Raw genomic sequence first — 21,355 nt, 5'->3', positions numbered from 1 at the left:
TTTATTTCTATCAAACAATGAGGATTTTTGCTATTCTCTTCTTTTTCATGTCGTTAACTTTGGCGCAAGCTCAAGATGACGATGAGCATGTGTACACCAACCCAACCACAAAAGAAGTCTTTCTAATTTCTGGTAGAGATACCGTCAATCTTACAAAAATCATTAAAGAATATAAGCCTATTCCGCCACGTTGGAAACGTGTTAATAAAATTGGCATGAACATTAGCGAAATTGCTTTTGTAAACTGGAGCGCCGGGGGTAACAACTCGATTAGCGGTCTTGGAAATGCTAAATTTGAAAGAAATTACAAGTACGAAAAAGTACAATGGAATAACGAAATGATAATGCGATACGGTCTTAACGTTCAAGAAGGACAAAAGATTAGAAAAACCGAAGACGCTTTTGCCATTAACTCTACGCTTGGTTTTAGAATGGAAGATTTATCAAACTGGTACTTTTCTGCTAAAGCGAACTTTAACACTCAGTTTTCAAACGGTTATAAATACCCAAATACCGACGACCCTATATCGGGTTTTATGGCTCCTGGGTATTTCTTATTTGGTTTTGGTAGTGAGTTTTCTCCAGAAGACAAAGACCTTACTTTGTACATCTCTCCTATCACTCAAAAATCGACTTTTGTACTGAATCAAGACCTAGCCGATCAAGGTGCTTTTGGTGTTGAAAAAGCAGTGTATGATGCCAATGGTGTAAAAATTAAAGACGGTAAAAACGCAATTACAGAAATCGGAATTTTAATTACCAATTCGTACCAAACAAAGGTGTACGAAAACATGTTTTTATCTAACCGCTTAACCTTGTACAGCGATTATTTGAATAGCTTTGGAAACATCGATATCAACTGGTTAATCGACGTAGAATTTAAAGTAAACGATTATGTTGTTGCCAATGTCGGAACACAGTTAATTTACGATAATGATATTAAATTCGAGGAATTCGAAACTACAACTGGCGAAACAATTGGTTACAGTCCGCGTATACAATTCAAACAATCGTTGGGAATTGGAGTAATTTATAATTTTTAAATTTTCCGTTTACACCAAAGCTCCATTTATCTTATTAAAAATTAACAATGCATTTCCATCGGTAAGCCCAGCGATAAACTGAGTAACCGCCAACAATGAGGCGTACCCTCCCGATGTAATTTTATATTTCTCTGGAAGTAAATTCAGTATTAACTTATCATAGTTTGTAGCAGTATCATCGCTTGTACGCATTACAGCTCCACAAAAAACATCGAGTAACTGATTGATAATTTTATACCCCACTATTTCCTTCTGAAGTACATCCGCACTTTTATAAATTTTGTTTACACTTAAACTGATGATATCTTCAATTTGCGCTTTGTAAGCCGATTTATCGAGTAACGACACATGGAAATCTCCATTTAAAATAGCTTCTTCATTTTCAAGAAATACCTTTGCAGCGTCGTTAATTAGCGTGCTTATTGAAAGCGCGCGTAAATACGCCAATCTATCGGCTGTGGTAGTTAGCGCATGGTATTTATCTGTTTGAATTGTATTTTTCACCAATTTAATAAGGTACTCCAACGCAAATTCCTCTTGAATAAGTCCGAGGTTGATTCCATCTTCAAAATCGATTATGGTGTAACAAATATCATCGGCAGCTTCCACTAAAAACGTCAACGGATGTCTAGCATACGAAAAGTCTTCTCCCGTTCGTGTTTGCTTCAATCCTAACTCTTGTGCCACATCTTCAAATATATCTTTATCAGCTTGAAAAAAACCGAACTTCTTATCGGCAATTTGTGAGGTTGGTTTCTTCGGAAGGGATTGCTTTGGATATTTCATAAAAGCGCCAAGTGTAGCATAGCTTAATCGTAAACCACCAATAATACCTTCGCGAGTTTCAGTTAAAATTCTGAATCCATTTGCATTTCCTTCGAAATCTATCAAGTCCTGAAACTCTTTATCGGTTAATTGCGATTTGTATTTTTGACCATTTCCATGCTTAAAATACTCCCCAATTGCTTTCTCTCCACTGTGTCCAAAAGGAGGATTCCCGATATCATGAGCTAAAGCAGCTGCGGCAACAATAGCTCCAAAATCGTTAAATTTATACCCATGAACTTCTGCTAAATATGGATGTTTATCAAGGATTGTTTTTCCAACAACTCTTCCTAAACTTCTTCCAACCACAGAAACTTCCAAACTATGCGTAAGGCGTGTATGAACAAAGTCGGTTTTAGAAAGCGGAATCACCTGCGTTTTATCTTGTAAACTCCTAAAAGCAGACGAAAATATAACGCGATCGTAATCTACCTCAAAACCCAAACGAGTTTCATCTTGTTCTTTTCGAAGTCTTTTATGTTTGTCGTTATACCTTTTTAGCGATAATAATTCTTCCCAGTTCATACTACAAATTTAAGTCTGCAAGATACAGTAGAGATTTCTTTTTGAAGGCACTATTCAGCAAAAAAGAGATGAAAATAATTCCGCAGAAATATTAAAACTGAAGGCCACAATTAATTGAGGTGAATTAAATTAATACTAACTTAATTATTTATTTACATTGAATTCAATTGAAACTTACATTTTTGCATCTCATAAAAATGTAATATTTCACTAACTTTTAGTTTTTGTCGACTTAGTTACCGAAATATGCGGCTGCCCAAAAGGCAGCCTTTTTTATGCAATGTTTTTAATATAATAACATACAAGAAACAATTTCTTAACATTGCAGTCTGTTCTTTGCAGCGACAAAAACTAAGAAGTAAAATGAAGTATTTAACAGCGTTTGTGCTGTTTAGCTTGCTGTGCATTTCGGTAAATGCGCAAGAAGTTAAAGCACCGCGTTTTGGTAAAGGAATTCTCAACATTGTTGGAAAAGATAGCACATGGAGTATGAAATTTGCGGCTAGAATGCAATTACTCGGCACCGCAACTTGGAGTGAAGAAAACGGTGACTTTACCGACGCGTACACAAACTTTTTAATTCGTAGAGCACGATTAAAATTTGATGGGCATATCTTAACAAAAAAACTCATTTATAAAATAGAAATTGGTTTATCCAACAGAGATATTTCTGGTGCATCTATCTACACCAACAACACCCCTAGATACATTTACGACGCCTTGTTAAAGTGGAATTTTTATAAGAATTTTAGCTTGTGGGTAGGACAAACAAAACTTCCTGGAAATGTTGAACGTGTAATATCGTCGGGGAATTTACAATTTGTAGACCGCTCTTTACTGAATGCGCAATTCAATATCGACCGAGATATGGGAGCGCAATTAAGGCACCATTGGTATGTAACTCCAACATTTTTAATTCGAGAAAAGTTTGCCTTATCTCAAGGTGAAGGAAGAAACGTTACCGTTGGAAATATTGGCGGCTATCAGTACACCAGTCGTGTAGAACTTTTACCGTTTGGAGCTTTTGAAGGAAATAATGAATACAAAGGAAGCGCACTCAATAGAGAGGAAAAACCTAAACTGATGATTGCTGCTACCTACGATTTTAATGACGATGCCATAAAAACTCGCAGTAATATGGGGAGTTTTATGCAAAATGATGTTGGCGAATACCATACCGATATTTCAACCTTATTTGTTGATGTGGTTTTTAAGTACAAAAACTTTTCTTTTTTAGGTGAATATGCCGACAGAAATGCAGACGATCCCATCGCGAAAAATTCCGACGGAAGCACCACAGGAGATGTAGTTGCAGTTGGAAACGGAGTTAACCTTCAAGCGGGGTATTTATTTAAAAATAATTGGGAAATTAGCACCCGATATACCAATATCGATTTAGACAGATCGGTAACATTAAAAAGTACAGAAAACCAATACACTGTTGGTATTTCAAAATATATAGTTGGCCATAAATTAAAAGTGCAATCGGACTTTAGCTATTTGTCTATTTTCGACAACAGCGATCAACTATTAGCACGATTACAAATTGAAGTTCATTTTTAAAAAAATAAACGAAAAAACACTGCTTATTTAAAAAACTGAATAGTAAGCAGTTATATAAAAGAGAATAATTATATTTGATGTCATGGAGAATATCTATTTATTAATGATTGTAGCCTTAGCAATTCTTGCTATTGCCGATCTTGTTGTGGGAGTAAGTAACGATGCCGTTAACTTTTTAAACTCCGCCATTGGTTCTAAAGCTATTTCCTTTAAAACCATTATGATTATTGCTAGTTTAGGAATCTTTATAGGTGCTGTATTTTCTAGCGGAATGATGGAAGTAGCTCGAAAAGGTATTTTCGTTCCGAAGGAATTTATGTTTAACGAGATCATGATCATTTTCATGGCCGTGATGATTACAGATATTCTTTTGCTCGATTTTTTCAATACACTCGGAATGCCAACTTCTACAACGGTTTCTATTGTATTTGAATTACTTGGAGCAGCCGTTGCAGTAGCTCTTATTAAAATTGGTGCTTCCGACAGCGAAACTGTAGCCGACTTATCAAAATATATCAATTCTGATCAAGCTATGGTTATCATCTCGGGGATTCTACTCTCGGTAGTAATAGCCTTTACAGTTGGTGCCATTGTTCAGTTTATATCAAGATTGATTTTTTCTTTTCAGTATGAAAAAAGAATGAAACATTTCGGAGCTTTATTTGGAGGTGTTGCACTTACTGGAATTACCTATTTTATTTTCATGAAGGGTCTTAAAGGAACTCCATATTATGCTGATATTAAAGAAGTAACCGAAGGAAACGAAATTTTTGTACTGATAGGAAGCTTTATTTTCTGGACACTTTTCTCTCAACTGTACACTCGTGTTTTCAAGAAAAACATTTTAGTATTGGTTATCATTATGGGAACTTTTGGTTTAGCATTGGCTTTCTCTGGAAACGACCTTGTAAACTTTATCGGAGTGCCGATGGCGGCTTACCACTCGTACGAAGCATGGGCAAGTTCTGGTGTTGCTCCAGATCAATTTGCAATGGGTTCTTTAGCTGAAAAAGTTCCTACCGAGCCATTATTACTTTTTGTTGCTGGTGGAATCATGGTGCTTACACTTTGGTTTTCTAAAAAAGCACGTTCTGTAGCCGAAACCGAAATTAGACTTTCAAGACAAAATGAAGGAAAAGAAAAGTTTCAGCCTAACTTACTTTCTAGATGGATCGTAAGAGCTTCAACAAAAACTAATTTGGTTATCACTGCAGTTTTACCAAAAGAAACACAACGCAAAATAAACGCACAGTTTGAAAAACCTGCAATTTTATTAGACAAAGAAAAAGCAGACGATGCTCCTGCATTCGATTTAATTAGGGCTTCTGTAAACTTAATGATTGCGGGAATTTTAATTTCTGTTGCAACTTCAATGAAACTACCACTTTCTACAACTTATGTAACATTTATGGTAGCAATGGGATCGTCTTTAGCAGATAGAGCTTGGGGACGCGAAAGTGCTGTGTACCGTGTTGCAGGGGTTTTTAATGTAATTGGTGGTTGGTTTTTTACAGCCTTCTCAGCATTTATTGCTGCAGCTACAATGGCGTACTTGATTTATATTGGTGGGCCTGCTGCCATTGCTATTTTGTTGTTTTTTGCCATTATTTTATTGGTTAGAAACTACATTAATTACAAAAAGAAATCTAGCGGAATTAAAGAAGAAGATAGCCTTAGCAGAGCTGAAAGTAGTTCTATCCAAGGGGTAATTGAAGAAAGTGCCGATAATATTGCTGCGGTTGCCAATAGAGCTTATAAAATTTACACGGATGCTATTACAGGACTTTCTAAAGAAGATTTAAAACAACTGAAGAAATCCAAAAAAGGAAACGATAAGCTTACCGCCGAAATAGATGAATTACAAGAAAGTGTTTTCTATTTTATCAAGAATTTAGACGAATCGAGTGTTGGTGCTAGCCATTTTTACATTAATGTTTTGGGTTACTTACAAGACATGGCACAGTCGCTAGAATACATCGGGAAATCGTCATACAAACACGTAAACAACAATCATAAGAAACTAAAATTCAACCAAACGCGCGAATTATTAGATCTTCAAAATGATATGCAATCGCTATTCAAAAAAGTAAATAAGAGTTTTGAAGGACGTGCTTTTGGAGAAATCAATGCTATTATCAACGATAAAAAACATTTATTGGATAGTGTAAGCAAAAAAATAGAGAAACAAATTTCGAGAACTCGTAATGAAGAATCGAGTCCGAAAAACACAACACTCTACTTTAGTTTACTAACAGAAACAAAAGATTTGGTAGTTGCAACAATGAATTTATTGGAGCTCTACGACGATCAATACGATAGTTCTGTTCCGAAAGCAGAGATTACTATTGAAGAAGAGAAATAAAAACTTCCTAAATAAGAAAAGGCGCCAAATGGCGCCTTTTTTGTTTTGCTACAAAATAGAATACTATTTATAATTTATCGATTGCATCACCTATCAATACATCTCCTTCAATAATTTCAAAAAGTGAGCTATTAGCTACATCATCGTGTAATACCTTTACTAAAGTTTGACCGACATCTGCTCTGCTGATTTCTCCTCTTTTATTTAATTTTTCTTTTAACTCAATACGACCAGTTCCTACATTATTATTTAAACTTCCTGGACGAACAATTGCATAATTCAAACCACTATTTTTAAGGTGAATATCTGCTTTTTGCTTTGCTTGTAAGTAATCTTTTAATTCATTTACAGCTTCAGGATTATCTACACCCATAGAGCTCAGCATTACAAATTTTTTAATGTTTGCTATTTTAGAAACATCAATTAAACGCTTCGCTCCTTCTTGATCTACTTCTACTACATTTTTACCGCCAGATCCTGCTGCGAAAATAACTTTATCGACTCCTTTTACAGTGTGAGATAAATCTTCTTCTAAATCGCCTAATATGGTTTTTATATTTTTATCGGTAAACTGCTTTTGTTGTTCTTCTTTACGAACCATTGCAATTGGCGTAAAATATTGAGATTCATTTAAAAGGTCTACTACTATTTTTCCTGTGGTACCGTTAGCACCAGCTACTAATATATTTTCCATACTATCAATATAACACATCAAAAAAGTGCCACCAAAATATTAGCAATGATTAACGTAAGTTTTGGATGTCTTTAATACTAAAAAACAAAAAGGGAAGTCGTTTTTACACCACTTCCCTTTCCGCAATTATATAAATGAAAAGATCTAAGATCCACACATTAAGCAATCGTCATCTCCTTGAGCTTCTTTAGATTTTGCAATCATTTCTCTCATTTCTTCTGGAGATAATGGCTCAACTGCTACTGGTGTAGCTGCTTTTGCCTCCGATTTAACTTGCGCTGCTTCCGCAGGCACTTTTTCAGTTTTCTTAGTATTATCAACTGTAAATTTAATTGCATCTACAGCCGATTTAGTTCTTAAATAATACATTCCTGTTTTTAAGCCGCTCTTCCACGCGTAAAAGTGCATCGATGTTAATTTTGCATAGTTAGCACCTTCCATGAATAAGTTAAGCGACTGCGATTGGTCGATAAAGTAACCTCTGTGACGCGACATATCGATAATGTCTTTCATGCTCAATTCCCAAACAGTTTTGTACAAATCTCTAATGTCTTGCGGGATGGTTTCTATATGCTGAATAGAACCGTTAGCACGCATCAACTCTTGTTTTAACTCTTCTGTCCACAATCCTAAATCAACTAAATCTTCTAACAAATGTTTGTTCACCACAATAAATTCACCAGAAAGAACTCTACGTGTATAAATATTAGAAGTATAAGGTTCAAAACACTCGTTATTTCCAAGAATTTGAGAAGTTGAAGCTGTTGGCATTGGCGCTACTAAAAGTGAGTTTCTCACTCCGTTTTTAAGCACCTCTTTGCGAAGCTTTTCCCAATCCCAATTTCCAGAAAGTTCGTTGTCTTTAATACCCCATAAATTGTGTTGGAAATCTCCTTTTGAAATTGGAGAACCTTCATAGGTTTGGTAAACACCTTCTTCTTTTGCCATTTCCATAGAAGCAGTAACAGCAGCATAATAAAGTGTTTCGAATATATCTTGATTTAATTTTTTAGCTTCATCCGAAGTAAAAGGCATACGCAACTTAATAAAAGTATCTGCCAACCCTTGCACTCCCAAACCAATTGGTCTGTGGCGCATGTTTGAATTTTTCGCTTCTTCAACAGGGTAATAATTTCTATCGATTACTCTGTTTAAGTTACGTGTTACACGCTTGGTAACTCTAAAAAGTTCTTTGTGGTCAAACTCATTTCCTTTTACAAACATCGGAAGCGCAATAGAAGCCAAGTTACAAACCGCAACTTCATCTGGAGATGTGTACTCCATGATTTCCGTACAAAGGTTTGACGAACGAATTGTCCCTAAGTTTTTCTGGTTTGATTTTCTATTGGCAGCATCCTTATAAAGCATGTAAGGCGTTCCTGTTTCAATTTGAGATTCTAGAATTTTTTCCCAAAGTTCACGTGCTTTAATTTTCTTTCTTCCTTTTCCTTCTTGCTCGTATTTTAAGTACAAAGCTTCAAATTCTTCACTGTGAATATCTGGAAGTCCTGGGCATTCGTTCGGGCACATCAAAGTCCACTCTGCATTTTCTTCCACACGCTTCATAAACAAATCTGGAATCCACATAGCATAGAACAAATCGCGGGCACGCATTTCTTCTTTTCCGTGGTTCTTCTTCAAATCTAAAAAGTCAAAAATATCGGCATGCCAAGGCTCCAAATAAATTGCGAAAGATCCTTTACGCTTTCCTCCTCCTTGGTCTACATATCGAGCTGTGTCGTTAAATACTTTTAACATCGGAACAATTCCGTTGGAAGTTCCGTTGGTTCCAGCAATATAACTTCCTGTTGCGCGAATGTCGTGAATAGCCAAGCCAATACCTCCAGCAGATTGCGATATTTTGGCTGTTTGTTTTAGCGTGTCGTATATCCCGTCAATACTATCTTCTTTGGTTGTTAACAAGAAACAAGAAGACATTTGCGGTTTTGGTGTTCCTGAATTGAATAGTGTTGGTGTAGCGTGGGTAAAATATTTTTTAGACATCAACTCATATGTTTCCAATACACTGTCGATATCATCTAAATGAATTCCTACGGAAACACGCATTAGCATATGTTGCGGACGTTCTGCAATTTTTCCGTTTAATTTTAAAAGATACGAGCGTTCTAAAGTTTTAAATCCGAAGTAATCATACCCAAAATCGCGATTGTAAATAATCATCGAATCTAGTTTGTCGGCATTCTTCTGAATTACCTCAAACACTTCATCAGAAAGTAACGGCGCATCTTTTCCTGTACGTGGATTTACATAATTATACAAATCGGCCATTGTTTCAGAAAACGACTTCTTTGTATTTTTATGAAGATTTGAAACCGAGATTCTAGCTGCCAAACGCGCATAATCTGGATGCGTTGTCGTCATGGTTGCTGCAATTTCTGCTGCCAAATTATCTAATTCTGAAGTAGTAACCCCGTCGTAAAGTCCTTCGATAACTCGCATCGCTACTTTTACTGGGTCTACCAATTCATTCAACCCATAACAAAGTTTACGAACTCGTGCCGTAATTTTATCGAACATGATGGGTTCTTTTCTGCCGTCTCTTTTAACTACATACATACGCTACAATTTTTTCAATTAAAGGATAGTTTATTCTATTCGAATTTGAAAATTCAAACGGAAAAGATATTTTTAGTTTAACCGCCAACAGCCTGTTAACACAAAATGTTGGCAGTAAATATTTTATAAGTAATGGGGAATCCTACTTTTTAATGCGATTAAAAATCGGCATCAAAACTTATTTTTTGGTTATCGTCATCTTTGTTAAGTACACCCGCTTTTTGGTATTCTGAAACACGCTTTTCAAAGAAGTTTGTTTTTCCTTGAAGCGAAATCATATCCATAAAATCAAACGGATTGGTAGCATTGTAAATTTTTTCGCACTCCAACTCTACCAAAAGTCTGTCGGTTACAAACTCTAAGTACTGCGTCATTAATGTGGCATTCATTCCAATTAAACTAATTGGAAGCGACTCGGTAATAAACTCTCTTTCGATGTCTAACGCATCCACAATAATTTCTTTGATACGCTCTTTGCTTACTTTATTTTTTAGGTGATTGTTGTGTAAATGAACTGCAAAATCGCAATGCATCCCTTCGTCACGAGAAATCAACTCATTTGAAAATGTAAGCCCCGGCATTAATCCACGTTTTTTCAACCAGAAAATAGAACAAAAAGCTCCAGAGAAGAAAATTCCTTCTACCGCAGCAAAGGCAATTAAACGCTCTGCAAAACTTGGTGACTCGATCCATTTTAGTGCCCAATCGGCTTTTTTCTTGATGGCAGGAAAGTTTTCAATAGCTTGAAAAAGTTGTCCTTTTTCTTTTTCATTCTTCACATACGTATCAATCAATAACGAATATGTTTCCGAATGAATGTTTTCCATCATGATTTGGAATCCGTAGAAAAATTTTGCTTCAGAATATTGTACTTCGTTTACGAAATTTTCAGCCAAATTTTCATTTACAATCCCATCAGAAGCAGCAAAAAATGCAAGAATATGTTTAATAAAATAACGCTCGTCGTCGTTTAATTTATTATTCCAATCTGTTAAATCTTGGTGCAAGTCAATTTCTTCAGCAGTCCAAAAACACGCTTCTTGTTTTTTATACCATTCCCAGATATCGTGGTGTTGAATTGGAAAAATAACAAATCGGTCTTTGTTTTCTTGTAAAATTGGCTCTATTGATGCTGACATTTCTTCTGGTTTTTAGCGTTTTATTATTTCTTTTTTTGTTGTAATCTGGGACTAACAAATATTGAAAAATGACGGCGAAATTGAAAGGTTATTAACAATAATAATTTTAAAAGTTTTTAACATGAATTGTTGAAATGTATGTAAACCCCTAATAAACAAAGGGATGTTAAGACATTGTTAATCAATTTGTTGAAATCTAATTTTTGTCGCTTAAAAATACAACGCTATTTTACTGTAAGACTACGTAAATCAAGGAAAAAGAAAAACAATGCGGTTTTATTTCAAAAAAAATAACGCTAGAGGTTCTTTGAAGTTTCTAGAAAAATTTTAGTGTTATTTTACAGATTTAATAGTTGAGAAACTTTTTTTCGCTTGGAAATAACGATTTGTTAACGACAAGGAAATTATCATATTAAAATTTGGAAAATTAATGTCCTAAATCTTTAGCGACTTCTTCGAGTTCGCTATACCATTTTTCGCCAAACTTTTCAATTAAAGCATTTTTCACAAATTTATATACAGGCACCTGAAGCTCTTTCCCTAAGGAGCACGCATCGTCGCAAATATGCCATTTGTGATAATTTACTGCGGCAAACTCTTGGTATTGCTTTATCCGCACAGGGTACAAATAACAAGAAATTGGTTTTTTCCATTGCACCTCACCTGCATTATAAGCTTGTTCGATACCGCAAAAAGCTGTTCCGTTATCAGAAAAAGTTACATACGCACATTCACTTCCGTTTACAAGTGGTGTTTCCCACTCGCCATCTTCACCTTTTATAAAAGTTCCTTGGCGCTCAATAGCTTCGACACCTTCGGGACGCAAAAATGGTTTTACCTTCGGATAAATTTCTTCCAAAATTTTGGTTTCCTCTTCTTCTACGGGCGCTCCCGCTTCTCCTTCAACACAGCAAGCACCTTTGCATGCTGATAAATTACATACAAAGTCGTTTTCTAAAATCTCTTCGGATACGATGGTTTTTCCTAACTGAAACATGCCGCAAATATACTACTTTTAAAAACGACTAAACTGTAAAAAAATTCGCTATTTTTTATGCTGTTTAGCTATGTTTTATCCGTTAGATATTTATAGCTTTGCACCGATTTTAAAAATCGAGAAAACATGAATTTTGATTTTAAAGAAATAGTTACCGCAGGGATGATTCTTTTTGCGGTTATCGATATTGTTGGAAATGTGCCAATTATAGTTGACCTAAGAAATAAAGTTGGACATATTCAGTCTGAAAAAGCATCGATTGTTGCTGCCGTAATTATGGTTGCGTTTTTGTTTATTGGAGAAGAAATCCTAAAACTTATTGGTATCGATGTAAACTCGTTTGCCGTAGCCGGATCGTTTATTTTATTTTTCTTGGCTATAGAAATGATTTTAGGAATAACTCTTTATAAAGATGACGCTCCCGAAACTGCATCTATTGTTCCGCTAGCATTTCCTTTAATTGCTGGTGCCGGTACCATGACCACTTTATTATCGCTACGTGCAGAATACCATGTAGAAAACATCATTATTGCTATTCTTGTAAACATTATTATTGTTTATGCAGTATTAAAATCGTCTAGCAGAATCGGAAAGGTATTAGGTAAATCGGGTTTAGCTGTGATTCGTAAAGTTTTTGGTGTAATTTTGTTAGCCATATCGGTTAAATTATTTGCGAGTAACGTAACCGGATTGTTTTAATTCTAAATCTTTATTAGCTATATGAAAGTTTTCATCATTATACTCATGCTTGTTGCAGTTGCCATGATTGGTGTAAATGTAACAATGCTCGACCTCAACAATCCTTTTGAAGGAGAAAGCATGATAGCAGTTATCGGAATTGTTGCCGCTTTTTGCGCTATTTTAATCCTTGCTATCTTTTATCAGTCTAAAAAAATCGAACAAAAAGTTAAAGGGAAATAATGATTTACCATGCTTTTATTATAGGAGCCGGCCCTGCTGGATTGCAATGTGCGCTTGTTTTAGGATCTGCTAAAAACGCTGCCTATGCTCAGAAAAAAAACATTGGTATTGTAATGCACCAAAAAGCATCGCATCTACAATCGGCTTTACTCAACAATGTTTTGGGAGTTGCCCCTGGCACCAAAGGTTCTACAATTTTAAAAGAAGGAAAAGAGCAACTAGAAAAACTATATCCACACGTTCACCAAATTGAAAACGAAAAAGTATTGGCCATCGATGTGGAAGACGACCTTTACACCATTACCACCAACAAATCTGTTTACGATTCTTACGCGGTGGTGGTAGCACTTGGCTACACCGATATGTTTGAAATTAACGGACTCAAACAATTTTTAGAACCGCATGCCATGAGTCCGGCAAACAAAAATAGAGTACAACTACAAAATACCAATTACGTAGTAAAAAGCGGACTTTACGTTGCTGGTACACTTGCAGGAGGCCGTAGTCAATTTGCAATTGCTGCTGGTAGTGGGGCTCAAGTTGCTACCGATATTTTAACAGAATGGAACAACGGAAATCACACCAAAGTACACGATAAGATAGTTTAATTTTTTATTTTCATTTTTGTCTTGACACAAAAACGAAACAAACCTGCCTGCGGAAGGCAGGAAAGTCAAGACTGATTTAAAAAGCATCAGTTAGGAAATCAGCATTCAACCTTTTATTTTTCTATTAATACTGAACATACAAAATCTGTTTATTCAGAAAACACAACTATATTTCTTGGCGTAATTATTGTTATCTTTAAATTTGAAAATCAAAAGAGCTAGACTTTAAAACTAACTTTCAAAAAACTGAATACAATTCAGCATAACGGAAAGAAAGCTTTTTAAGCAGCTACGTCAACGGAAAACAAACATCTGTGTACAATAAATTATCGCTTCGTACTCGCATTTTTATCACTATGATTTTTATAGTGATTTTAGCTTCTGTACTTATTGCAGGTGTAACCATCTATCAATATAAAGAGCAAGCCGAAGATTATCATAAAGAGTATTTGCAGCGCAAAGAAGACCAACTAAATGCGCAGATAGATTACATTTTAAAAAATACTACTTGGGAGGTTAAAACCGAAAATCTACGCTACATTCTCGAATACAAACAAGCTATTTACGAGGCTTCCGATGTGCTCGACATCAACTTTAATGTGTACGACCTCAACGGAAATTTAATTATTAGCTCAAAACCGAGAATTGAAAATCCAACCGACGATTACATTCTTAACGACACCATTATAAACGGACTAGCATCCAGTGCTACCAAGCGGTATGTTGAAAAAACAAAAGCTGCTGGCGACCGTTTTCAATCGTCTTACAGTTATATTTTAGACTTAAAATTTAAACCTATCGGAATTTTAAAAATTCCGTATTACGAAGACGATACTTTTAATAACAACGAGCTTAAAGAGTTTCTTTTACGCTTGGCAGCGGTGTACGTTTTGCTTCTAGTGCTTGCGGTAATGCTCGCCTACATCATTTCAAAATACATCACGCGTTCGTTAAAAGCCATCAGTGAAAAACTTTATCAAACCCGACTTAGTAAGCAAAATCAAAAAATATTTTTAGACGACCCCAGTGAAGAAATCGGCGCCTTAGTCGATGCCTACAACGGTATGATAGACGAACTAGAAAACAGTGCGCTTTTACTCGCAAAAAGCGAGCGCGAACAAGCTTGGCGCGAAATGGCAAAACAAGTAGCACACGAAATTAAAAATCCGCTTACCCCAATGCGTTTAAGCGTACAAAGTTTTGAGAGAAAGTTCGACCCATCCGATGAAAATGCCAAAAGCAAACTTGAAGAATTTTCTAAAACGCTTATTCAACAAATCGACACCATGAGCAATATTGCTTCAGCCTTTGGAAGTTTTGCAAACATGCCTGCACAACAAAACGAAACCCTAAATGTGATTGAAGTGGTGCGTTTGTCTGTTGAAATTTTTAATGAAGATTACATTCGATTTATTGCTGATGAAAAAGAGATTATTGCTAAACTCGACCGCACACAACTCATTAGAGTTATTACCAATTTAGTGAAAAATGCCACACAAGCCATCCCAGAAGATAGAGAACCAAAAATTGTGGTCAATGTGTATTCAGAAAAAGAAAATGTAAAAATTTCTGTAGCCGATAACGGGATTGGAATTGCAGAAGAAAATCAGGAAAAAATATTCGAACCAAAGTTTACCACCAAATCTAGCGGCATGGGATTAGGTTTAGGAATGGTAAAAAATATAGTAGAAACGTATAACGGACACATCTGTTTGTCATCAGTTTTAGGAAAAGGTACGGTTTTCACAGTTTCTTTTCCTAAATTTAAGGCACCATCAGAATAAAAAAGATACAACCATGAATTTTGAAAATATTTTAATTACTACGGAAGAACATATTGGAATTGTAACCATCAATCGTCCTAAAAAATTAAACGCACTCAATAAAGCTACCATTGAAGAACTTCACCACGCTTTTAATGCCTTAGATGAAGATGAAAATGTTCGTGTAGTTATAGTTACAGGAGCTGGAGAAAAGGCATTTGTCGCCGGTGCAGACATTGCCGAATTTGCCGATTTTTCAGTTTATGAAGGCTCTCAATTGGCTGCCAAAGGACAAGAACTACTTTTCAATCAAGTGGAAAGAATGCAAACCCCTGTGATTGCTGCCATTAATGGTTTTGCACTTGGTGGCGGACTCGAACTGGCGATGGCTTGCCATTTTAGAATTGCAAGCGACCATGCACGTATGGGACTTCCAGAAACTTCTTTGGGTGTAATTCCTGGTTATGGTGGCACGCAACGTTTACCGCAATTGGTGGGTAAAGGTCGGGCTATGGAAATGATTTTAACGGGCGGGATGATTGGTACTGAACAAGCATTAATGTCGGGACTTATAAACCACATGGTAGCTCAAGAGCAATTAATTCCGTTTTGCATGAAAATTGCTAAGAAAATCATCAATAATTCTCCAACGGCAATTGCTTCGGCCATCAATGCAATCAATGCAGGGTTTAGTGATAATGGCTACAAAAAAGAAATTGAAGCTTTTGGCGAGTGTTTTGGCACCGAAGATTTTAAAGAAGGAACTACAGCTTTCCTTGAAAAACGAAAAGCTAATTTTCCAGGGAAGTAAAATTACTTTCTTCCATTAATCTCATCGTAAAATTGCGTTAGAAAGGTTTCCATGTAAGCATGCCTCTGTTCAGCTAGCTTTTTACCAGATTCGGTATTCATTCTATCTTTCAGCAATAACAATTTTTCGTAAAAATGATTAATCGTTGGAGCGGTACTATTTTTGTATTGCTCTTTTGTCATTTGCATATTGGGAGCAATTTCGGGGTCGTATAATTTTCGCTTTTTAAATCCGCCGTAATTAAAACACCTCGCAATCCCGATAGCTCCAATGGCGTCCAAACGGTCGGCATCTTGAACAATATCCAATTCCAAAGATTTAAACTTTTGTTCGAAATTTCCACCTTTAAACGAGATGTTTTCAATGATTTTAACAACATGATTAATCACAGTAGTGTCTACATTTATAGACTCCAAAAACTGTTGCGCCAACGTTGGTCCCACAGTTTCGTCTCCGTCGTTAAATTTAGCATCGGCTATATCGTGTAACAAAGCACCGAGTCCAACTACCAAAGGGTCTGCTTTAGGCTCATCTTTTGCAATTAACAGTGAGTTTTTAAAAACGCGTTGGATATGAAACCAATCGTGACCGCCTTCGGCATCTTTCAAAGTTTCTTTTACAAACGCAATGGTTTGCTCGATTATATCGGTTGTATTCATCTTATTAATGTATCGCTCCAGAAATGGTTTCTTCAATTTTTGCAATAAGTTGGTCGGCAGGTAAATCTCTTGCGCCCATTGGTTCGTGTACATCAAAAGAGATGTGCGCACCAATTCCCATTGGAAATTTACCATAACGCAAGGTTTTCCACGAATTGTTTATGGATATTGGCACCACTTGCGCTTCAGGCATTTTTTTCAATAATATTTTTAGTCCGCCTGTTTGAAAAGGTTTTGGTTTTCCATCTCTGCTACGAGTCCCTTCAGGAAAAATAACAACCGAACGGTTATTTTCAGTAGCGTAATTTGCCAAATTAATAATTGCTTTTAGCGCTTGCTCTCTGTCTTTTCTGTCGATTAAAGCAGAACCTCCGTGACGTAAATTGTACGAAATACTCGGAATCCCTCTTCCTAATTCTTTTTTACTGATAAATTTTGGATGGTGTTTACGCATATGCCAAATTATTGGCGATATGTCGTACATGCTTTGATGATTTGCCACAATAATACACGGTTTATCTGTAGAAATTTTATGCGGATTTCTAAAACTAACGCGGTCTCCTAAAAACAAAAGTGTATAGGTGAGGAAGAAGTTAAGCGTATCGACACTTTTTTTATGCGCCTGATACCCAAAAACATTAAAACACACCCATTGTATTGGATGAAAAATTAAGAGTAAGAGTCCGAAAACAATAAAATAAATAACGGTTAAGGGGTAAGCTAATAGTTTTCTCATGCTTTAATACTTCGTTTTTAAATCTGCTACAAATGCTTTTACTTTTTCTTCAAGTTTTGGCAGTACCATTGCTGGCGCTTCGATATAATCGTCGGCAAAATTCCAATACGTAATTTGATTTTCTTCCGTTGGGAAAAATTGCTTCATGAGTGCTCTATGTTCTGTTTCGTCTAAAGCAATAATTTGGTCGTAATATTCAAAATCTTGCCTAGTTACAGGAATGGGCATTCGGGTTGAAATTTCGAGTTCATTATAATTTTCAGCTAAATAATTTTCCGCATAACTCGAAAGCGGACCTTTATTTTTTTTAGAAAGCCGAAGTCCTTTAGAAAAAGCCTTTACAGGCAACTTTTCTTTTTCAGCTAAATAATTAAAAAGCATTTCGGCAAATCTGCTTCTGTAAAAATTTCCGGTGCAAATAAATAGAATTCTCGATTCCAAAATTTTGGTTTTAATGTCTTCAGCAAAAATAAAAAAACCACGCCTAAACGTGGTCTTTAAAATTATATTTTACAATAAAGTTATTTGCTTAGCAAAACTCATTGTATGCACCCATAAGGTTATCTGCAATAATTTCTGCAGGACGCCCTTCGATGTGATGTCTTTCTAACATATGCACAAGCTCTCCGTCTTTAAACAAAGCCATACAAGGCGATGATGGAGGAAAAGGCAACATATATTCTCTTGCTTTATCGGTAGCATCTTTGTCGAAACCTGCAAACACTGTAAATAAATTATCTGGCGTTTTTGCGTTGTTCAAACTCATTTTTGCACCTGGCCTTGCATTGGCAGCTGCACAACCACAAACCGAGTTTACTACAACAAGTGTAGTACCTTTTTGCGCCATAGCGGCATCAACTTCTGCGGTAGATAACAACTCTTTAAACCCTGCAACCACTAGGTCTTCTTTCATTGGTTTTACTAATTCTGCTGGATACATAATCGCTATATTTTTAAATTTTTATTTCAATTATTAAACTATGTCGCAAAGATAACGAAAAACAAACACTTTCTATCCTATCTCTTTAAAAAGCAAGCCCACAAACCTCGTTCATCATTTTACATAAAAACAAATTAAACTTATATTTGAACAATCTTTAAATTCCTTGGTCTTTAAAGATGTTATTAAGACAAAAATTAAGGTATGCTTAAATGGATTTTCGCCTTTGGCGGATACTTTTTCTTGAGACTTCCAGGTGCAATAATTGGGTTTATTATAGGAAGCATTGTTGATGGTTTTAGAAACGGCGGAATTAATGTAGAAACTGTTTTTAACGACCGCAAAGATGTATCTCCGGCCGATTTTGAACTGAATTTATTATCGCTCTGCTCCATCGTAATTAAAGCCGACGGAAAAGTAAATCAAAACGAACTTCAATATGTGCGCTCGTATTTTGTTTCTACCTACGGAAAAGACAAGGCCAATGCTGTTTTTAGAACCTTTAACGAAGTTGTAAAAAAGCGAGAAATTTCTGCGGAACGTATTTGCGCTTACCTCAACCAACGCACACGTTACGAAACTCGTGTACAGTTAATACATTTTCTCTTCGGAATTGCAAAAGCAGATGGTGCTGTAACGGAAGCTGAAACTTTAAAAATTAGAGAAATAGCCGGGTATTTAAAAGTGCATTATCGCGACTTTGAAAGTGTGATGGCTATGTTTATCGAGTCGACCGACAACGCATACAAAATTTTAGAAGTACGCCCCGATGCAAGCGACGCCGATGTAAAAACAGCTTACCGACAAATGGTAAAAAAATACCACCCAGACAAAGTGCGTACCAACGACGAAGCTATTAAAAAAGGTGCCGAAGAAAAGTTTAAAGAAGTACAGCGCGCCTACGAGCAAATACAAAAAGAAAGAGGGATGTAATCTACTGGAATAAATTCAAATAAAAACGAAACAGGAGTTTACAGTATCTTTGTTGAAGGCTACTAACAAAATATAAAAGCGCAAACTTTTCAGTATGCGCTTTTACACTTTCAATTAAATACACATCGGCTCTCGCCTTAAAACATCTTTACTTTTTCTTTTTCATTTTATTTATCCAAATAAGTGTTCCAGTTATAGGCAAGGTAGTGGCAATTAAACAAGCTAAAAAGTAAATAATTTGAGAAAAAGTTCCAAAAATTTCTCCAGTATGAATCGGACGAATTAAACTCATAATCCGAACATTTAAAGGCTTGTCATTAAAATATTCTTTGTGTAATACATTTCCGTAAATATCGATAGCTAACGCATCTGGCGCAACAGGAGAAAAAGATGCTTCGTTGTATTTACTAATGTTATAAACTTGTGCCCTTTCATTCGGAAAAGAAATACGCGTTTTCCCTTCAAAATCAAATTCTTTATGCGTAATTGCAATTGCCTTTTCTAAAGAAATGGCAGGTTTATCTTGAACTTTCACTTCTAGTTTTGGTCCTCCTCCTCGATTCCCAAAAGCTTTAGCTCCCATAATATTTCCGAGTCCTTCGCGGTATCCTTCAAACGACCAACAAAGTCCTGTAATAGCCATTATCACAATAAAAATACAAGCATAAAAACCTAAGGTATTGTGCAAATCGTGGTTGATACGCTTCCAATTTGCATTCCATTTAATCTTTAGTCCTGGTTTAATAGTTTTCCATTTTATTTTCTTCGGAAACCAAAGTACTATTCCAGTAATCGATAATATTAAAAAGATAATAGTAGCCACCCCAACAATTGGTCTTCCTACAGGCACATCGAGCATTATCCAACGATGCATACGAAACATTGCCATCATAAATCCATCGGCACTCGATTTTGGCGCTTTTAAAATTTCCGCAGTATAAGGATTTACGTAAAATGCTGTCCCTCTACGGTCTTTCGGACTTGTTTTTATGGTGAATTCATACGGCTCGTCAGCACTCGACGGAAGCGTAACACGTGTAAGCTCCCCTTCTACTTTTTGCTGAATAAGCGCTGTTAACGCTGATATAGATTTTGAATCTCCAGTTGGCACTACCTTCATTTTTTCAGCAAACAAATCTTTTATTTCGTGTTCAAAAGCTAAAAATGTTCCACTAAAACACACCAAAAACAAAATAATTCCGCTTGCTATTCCAAGCCAAAGATGCACATCGTTAATAAACTTTCTAAATCCGTAAGTCTTCTTTTTTGCCATACAAAGAGATTGTTTTCCAATAATTTATCCAAAAAGCACAAAAGCTTCTTGCTTGTTTATTTTTAATTGGTTTAAATAAAAAACAAATATATATGCAATTAACATTTAAAACAATTTATTTTTTAGTAAACTACTTCGGAGCAAGCCCATAACGAATTAAAAGAGAATTCAAATCTGATTTCGAAGCAAGCGTAAGAGTGTTTAAATCTCGATTGTCGAGTAAAATCTAGATTTGACATCCATATAGATACAAGTATTATGAAAATGGTATTGAATATTCAAAATAATTGTAAATTTGGCAAAAACCCTTTAATCTATCTTTTATGGATCAATTTTGGTTCTATTTCAAACTTGGACTCGAACATGTTCTTGACATCAATGCATATGACCATGTGCTATTTTTCATCGCATTAACGGTTCCTTATAACTTTTCAAATTGGAAGAAAATTTTATGGCTTGTTACCATTTTTACTGTGGGACATACCATCTCCTTAATATTAGCAACTTATGGCGTTGTAAGCGTAAGTTCTACCCTTGTGGAATGTCTTATTCCTGTAACAATTTTTGTGACGGCGGTATTTAATATTTTTACTGCAGGGAAGGGTGCTAACAAAGAAAAATTCGGACTTACATTTTTTACAACATTATTCTTCGGATTGATTCATGGACTTGGTTTTTCAACCTATTTCAAGCAAATAGTAGCCAGTAGTTCTAATAAAATAATTCCGCTTTTAGAGTTCGCATTAGGTATTGAAGCATCACAAATAATAGTTGTAATTGTAGTGCTTGCATTAGGTTTTGTTTGCCAAACAATTTTCAGGTTTAACAAACGCGATTGGATCATGGTATTATCATCTATTGTTGTTGGTTTTGTTATTCCGATGTTGCTAGATTCTTGTGTATTCAACTAAAAATCAAACGCTTCAAAAATACTATAAGATAAAATTAACTTATTACATATTGTAATTAAGTTGTAAAGCCTTTAT

At 35.6% G+C, this 21,355-nt stretch carries 20 protein-coding genes; 10 read left to right on the top strand and 10 right to left on the bottom strand.

What is annotated here, in order from left to right; translation table 11 throughout:
- The first annotated feature begins 17 nt into the window (after positions 1-17).
- Entirely contained in the window at positions 18-1,043 is a 1,026-nt protein-coding gene (locus JMA43_RS03735) for a DUF3078 domain-containing protein (RefSeq protein WP_342155025.1), read from the top strand.
- 9 nt (positions 1,044-1,052) lie between these two features.
- Here the strand turns inward: JMA43_RS03735 and JMA43_RS03730 are convergent, their stop codons facing one another.
- Positions 1,053-2,393 (bottom strand): deoxyguanosinetriphosphate triphosphohydrolase, encoded by a 1,341-nt coding sequence (locus JMA43_RS03730; RefSeq protein WP_342155024.1) that lies wholly within the window; start codon positions 2,391-2,393, stop codon positions 1,053-1,055.
- Between the two features lie 363 nt (positions 2,394-2,756).
- Between JMA43_RS03730 and JMA43_RS03725 the strand changes: the two genes are divergently transcribed.
- Positions 2,757-3,956: a porin gene (locus tag JMA43_RS03725; protein ID WP_342155023.1), complete on the top strand. Its 1,200-nt coding sequence runs from the start codon at positions 2,757-2,759 to the stop codon at positions 3,954-3,956.
- Positions 3,957-4,038: 82 nt separating this feature from the next.
- Positions 4,039-6,318 (top strand): inorganic phosphate transporter, encoded by a 2,280-nt coding sequence (locus JMA43_RS03720; protein ID WP_342155022.1) that lies wholly within the window; start codon positions 4,039-4,041, stop codon positions 6,316-6,318.
- Between the two features lie 67 nt (positions 6,319-6,385).
- Here the strand turns inward: JMA43_RS03720 and JMA43_RS03715 are convergent, their stop codons facing one another.
- The 4 genes from JMA43_RS03715 to JMA43_RS03700 all read right to left on the bottom strand — a co-directional run bounded on the left by JMA43_RS03715 (position 6,386) and on the right by JMA43_RS03700 (position 11,725).
- Positions 6,386-7,012: an SDR family oxidoreductase gene (locus tag JMA43_RS03715; protein ID WP_342155021.1), complete on the bottom strand. Its 627-nt coding sequence runs from the start codon at positions 7,010-7,012 to the stop codon at positions 6,386-6,388.
- A gap of 144 nt (positions 7,013-7,156) precedes the next feature.
- On the bottom strand, positions 7,157-9,589 hold the full coding sequence (locus JMA43_RS03710; RefSeq protein WP_342155020.1) for a ribonucleoside-diphosphate reductase subunit alpha: 2,433 nt from the start codon (positions 9,587-9,589) through the stop codon (positions 7,157-7,159).
- Between the two features lie 158 nt (positions 9,590-9,747).
- On the bottom strand, positions 9,748-10,728 hold the full coding sequence (locus tag JMA43_RS03705) for a ribonucleotide-diphosphate reductase subunit beta (RefSeq protein WP_342155019.1): 981 nt from the start codon (positions 10,726-10,728) through the stop codon (positions 9,748-9,750).
- Positions 10,729-11,155: 427 nt separating this feature from the next.
- Positions 11,156-11,725, bottom strand: coding sequence for a DUF3109 family protein (locus JMA43_RS03700; protein ID WP_342155018.1), 570 nt, complete (start codon positions 11,723-11,725; stop codon positions 11,156-11,158).
- 126 nt (positions 11,726-11,851) lie between these two features.
- Here JMA43_RS03700 and JMA43_RS03695 point away from each other — a divergent pair, with 126 nt between their 5' ends.
- From JMA43_RS03695 to JMA43_RS03675, 5 genes are all read left to right on the top strand, one after another.
- Complete coding sequence (locus JMA43_RS03695) at positions 11,852-12,424, top strand: MarC family protein (RefSeq protein WP_342155017.1); 573 nt, start codon at positions 11,852-11,854, stop codon at positions 12,422-12,424.
- Positions 12,425-12,445: 21 nt separating this feature from the next.
- The gene (locus JMA43_RS03690; protein WP_342155016.1) at positions 12,446-12,646 is read left to right on the top strand and encodes a hypothetical protein; all 201 of its coding nucleotides are present in this window, start codon (positions 12,446-12,448) and stop codon (positions 12,644-12,646) included.
- On the top strand, positions 12,646-13,254 hold the full coding sequence (locus JMA43_RS03685) for an FAD-dependent oxidoreductase (RefSeq protein ID WP_446719394.1): 609 nt from the start codon (positions 12,646-12,648) through the stop codon (positions 13,252-13,254). The genes JMA43_RS03690 and JMA43_RS03685 overlap by 1 nt, the downstream gene beginning before the upstream one ends.
- A gap of 356 nt (positions 13,255-13,610) precedes the next feature.
- Complete coding sequence (locus JMA43_RS03680) at positions 13,611-15,038, top strand: sensor histidine kinase (RefSeq protein WP_342155100.1); 1,428 nt, start codon at positions 13,611-13,613, stop codon at positions 15,036-15,038.
- 13 nt (positions 15,039-15,051) lie between these two features.
- Positions 15,052-15,828 carry an enoyl-CoA hydratase/isomerase family protein gene (locus tag JMA43_RS03675; protein ID WP_342155015.1) on the top strand — a complete coding sequence of 259 codons (777 nt, stop codon included), beginning with the start codon at positions 15,052-15,054 and terminating at the stop codon, positions 15,826-15,828.
- A 2-nt stretch (positions 15,829-15,830) separates the two neighbouring features.
- On the opposite strand, the gene JMA43_RS03670 is transcribed toward JMA43_RS03675, so the two are convergent.
- The 4 genes from JMA43_RS03670 to JMA43_RS03655 form a co-directional block, all read right to left on the bottom strand.
- On the bottom strand, positions 15,831-16,487 hold the full coding sequence (locus JMA43_RS03670) for an HD domain-containing protein (protein WP_342155014.1): 657 nt from the start codon (positions 16,485-16,487) through the stop codon (positions 15,831-15,833).
- A 4-nt stretch (positions 16,488-16,491) separates the two neighbouring features.
- Positions 16,492-17,223 (bottom strand): lysophospholipid acyltransferase family protein, encoded by a 732-nt coding sequence (locus JMA43_RS03665; RefSeq protein ID WP_342155013.1) that lies wholly within the window; start codon positions 17,221-17,223, stop codon positions 16,492-16,494.
- 3 nt (positions 17,224-17,226) lie between these two features.
- Complete coding sequence (locus tag JMA43_RS03660) at positions 17,227-17,664, bottom strand: arsenate-mycothiol transferase ArsC (protein WP_342155012.1); 438 nt, start codon at positions 17,662-17,664, stop codon at positions 17,227-17,229.
- A gap of 88 nt (positions 17,665-17,752) precedes the next feature.
- The gene (locus tag JMA43_RS03655; RefSeq protein WP_342155011.1) at positions 17,753-18,163 is read right to left on the bottom strand and encodes a BrxA/BrxB family bacilliredoxin; all 411 of its coding nucleotides are present in this window, start codon (positions 18,161-18,163) and stop codon (positions 17,753-17,755) included.
- Positions 18,164-18,367: 204 nt separating this feature from the next.
- Between JMA43_RS03655 and JMA43_RS03650 the strand changes: the two genes are divergently transcribed.
- On the top strand, positions 18,368-19,096 hold the full coding sequence (locus tag JMA43_RS03650; protein WP_342155010.1) for a TerB family tellurite resistance protein: 729 nt from the start codon (positions 18,368-18,370) through the stop codon (positions 19,094-19,096).
- A 148-nt stretch (positions 19,097-19,244) separates the two neighbouring features.
- Here JMA43_RS03650 and JMA43_RS03645 read toward each other — a convergent pair whose 3' ends face one another.
- Positions 19,245-20,369: a PepSY-associated TM helix domain-containing protein gene (locus tag JMA43_RS03645; RefSeq protein WP_342155009.1), complete on the bottom strand. Its 1,125-nt coding sequence runs from the start codon at positions 20,367-20,369 to the stop codon at positions 19,245-19,247.
- Positions 20,370-20,692: 323 nt separating this feature from the next.
- On the opposite strand from JMA43_RS03645, the gene JMA43_RS03640 reads away from it, so the two are divergent.
- Complete coding sequence (locus tag JMA43_RS03640; protein ID WP_342155008.1) at positions 20,693-21,280, top strand: HupE/UreJ family protein; 588 nt, start codon at positions 20,693-20,695, stop codon at positions 21,278-21,280.
- Positions 21,281-21,355: the final 75 nt, after the last annotated feature.

It is taken from the genome of Joostella sp. CR20 (genome assembly GCF_038433465.1).
GTDB lineage: Bacteria > Bacteroidota > Bacteroidia > Flavobacteriales > Flavobacteriaceae > Galbibacter.
Note: the sequence above shows the minus strand (reverse complement) of the source record. Positions and strands in the feature narration are given on the sequence as shown.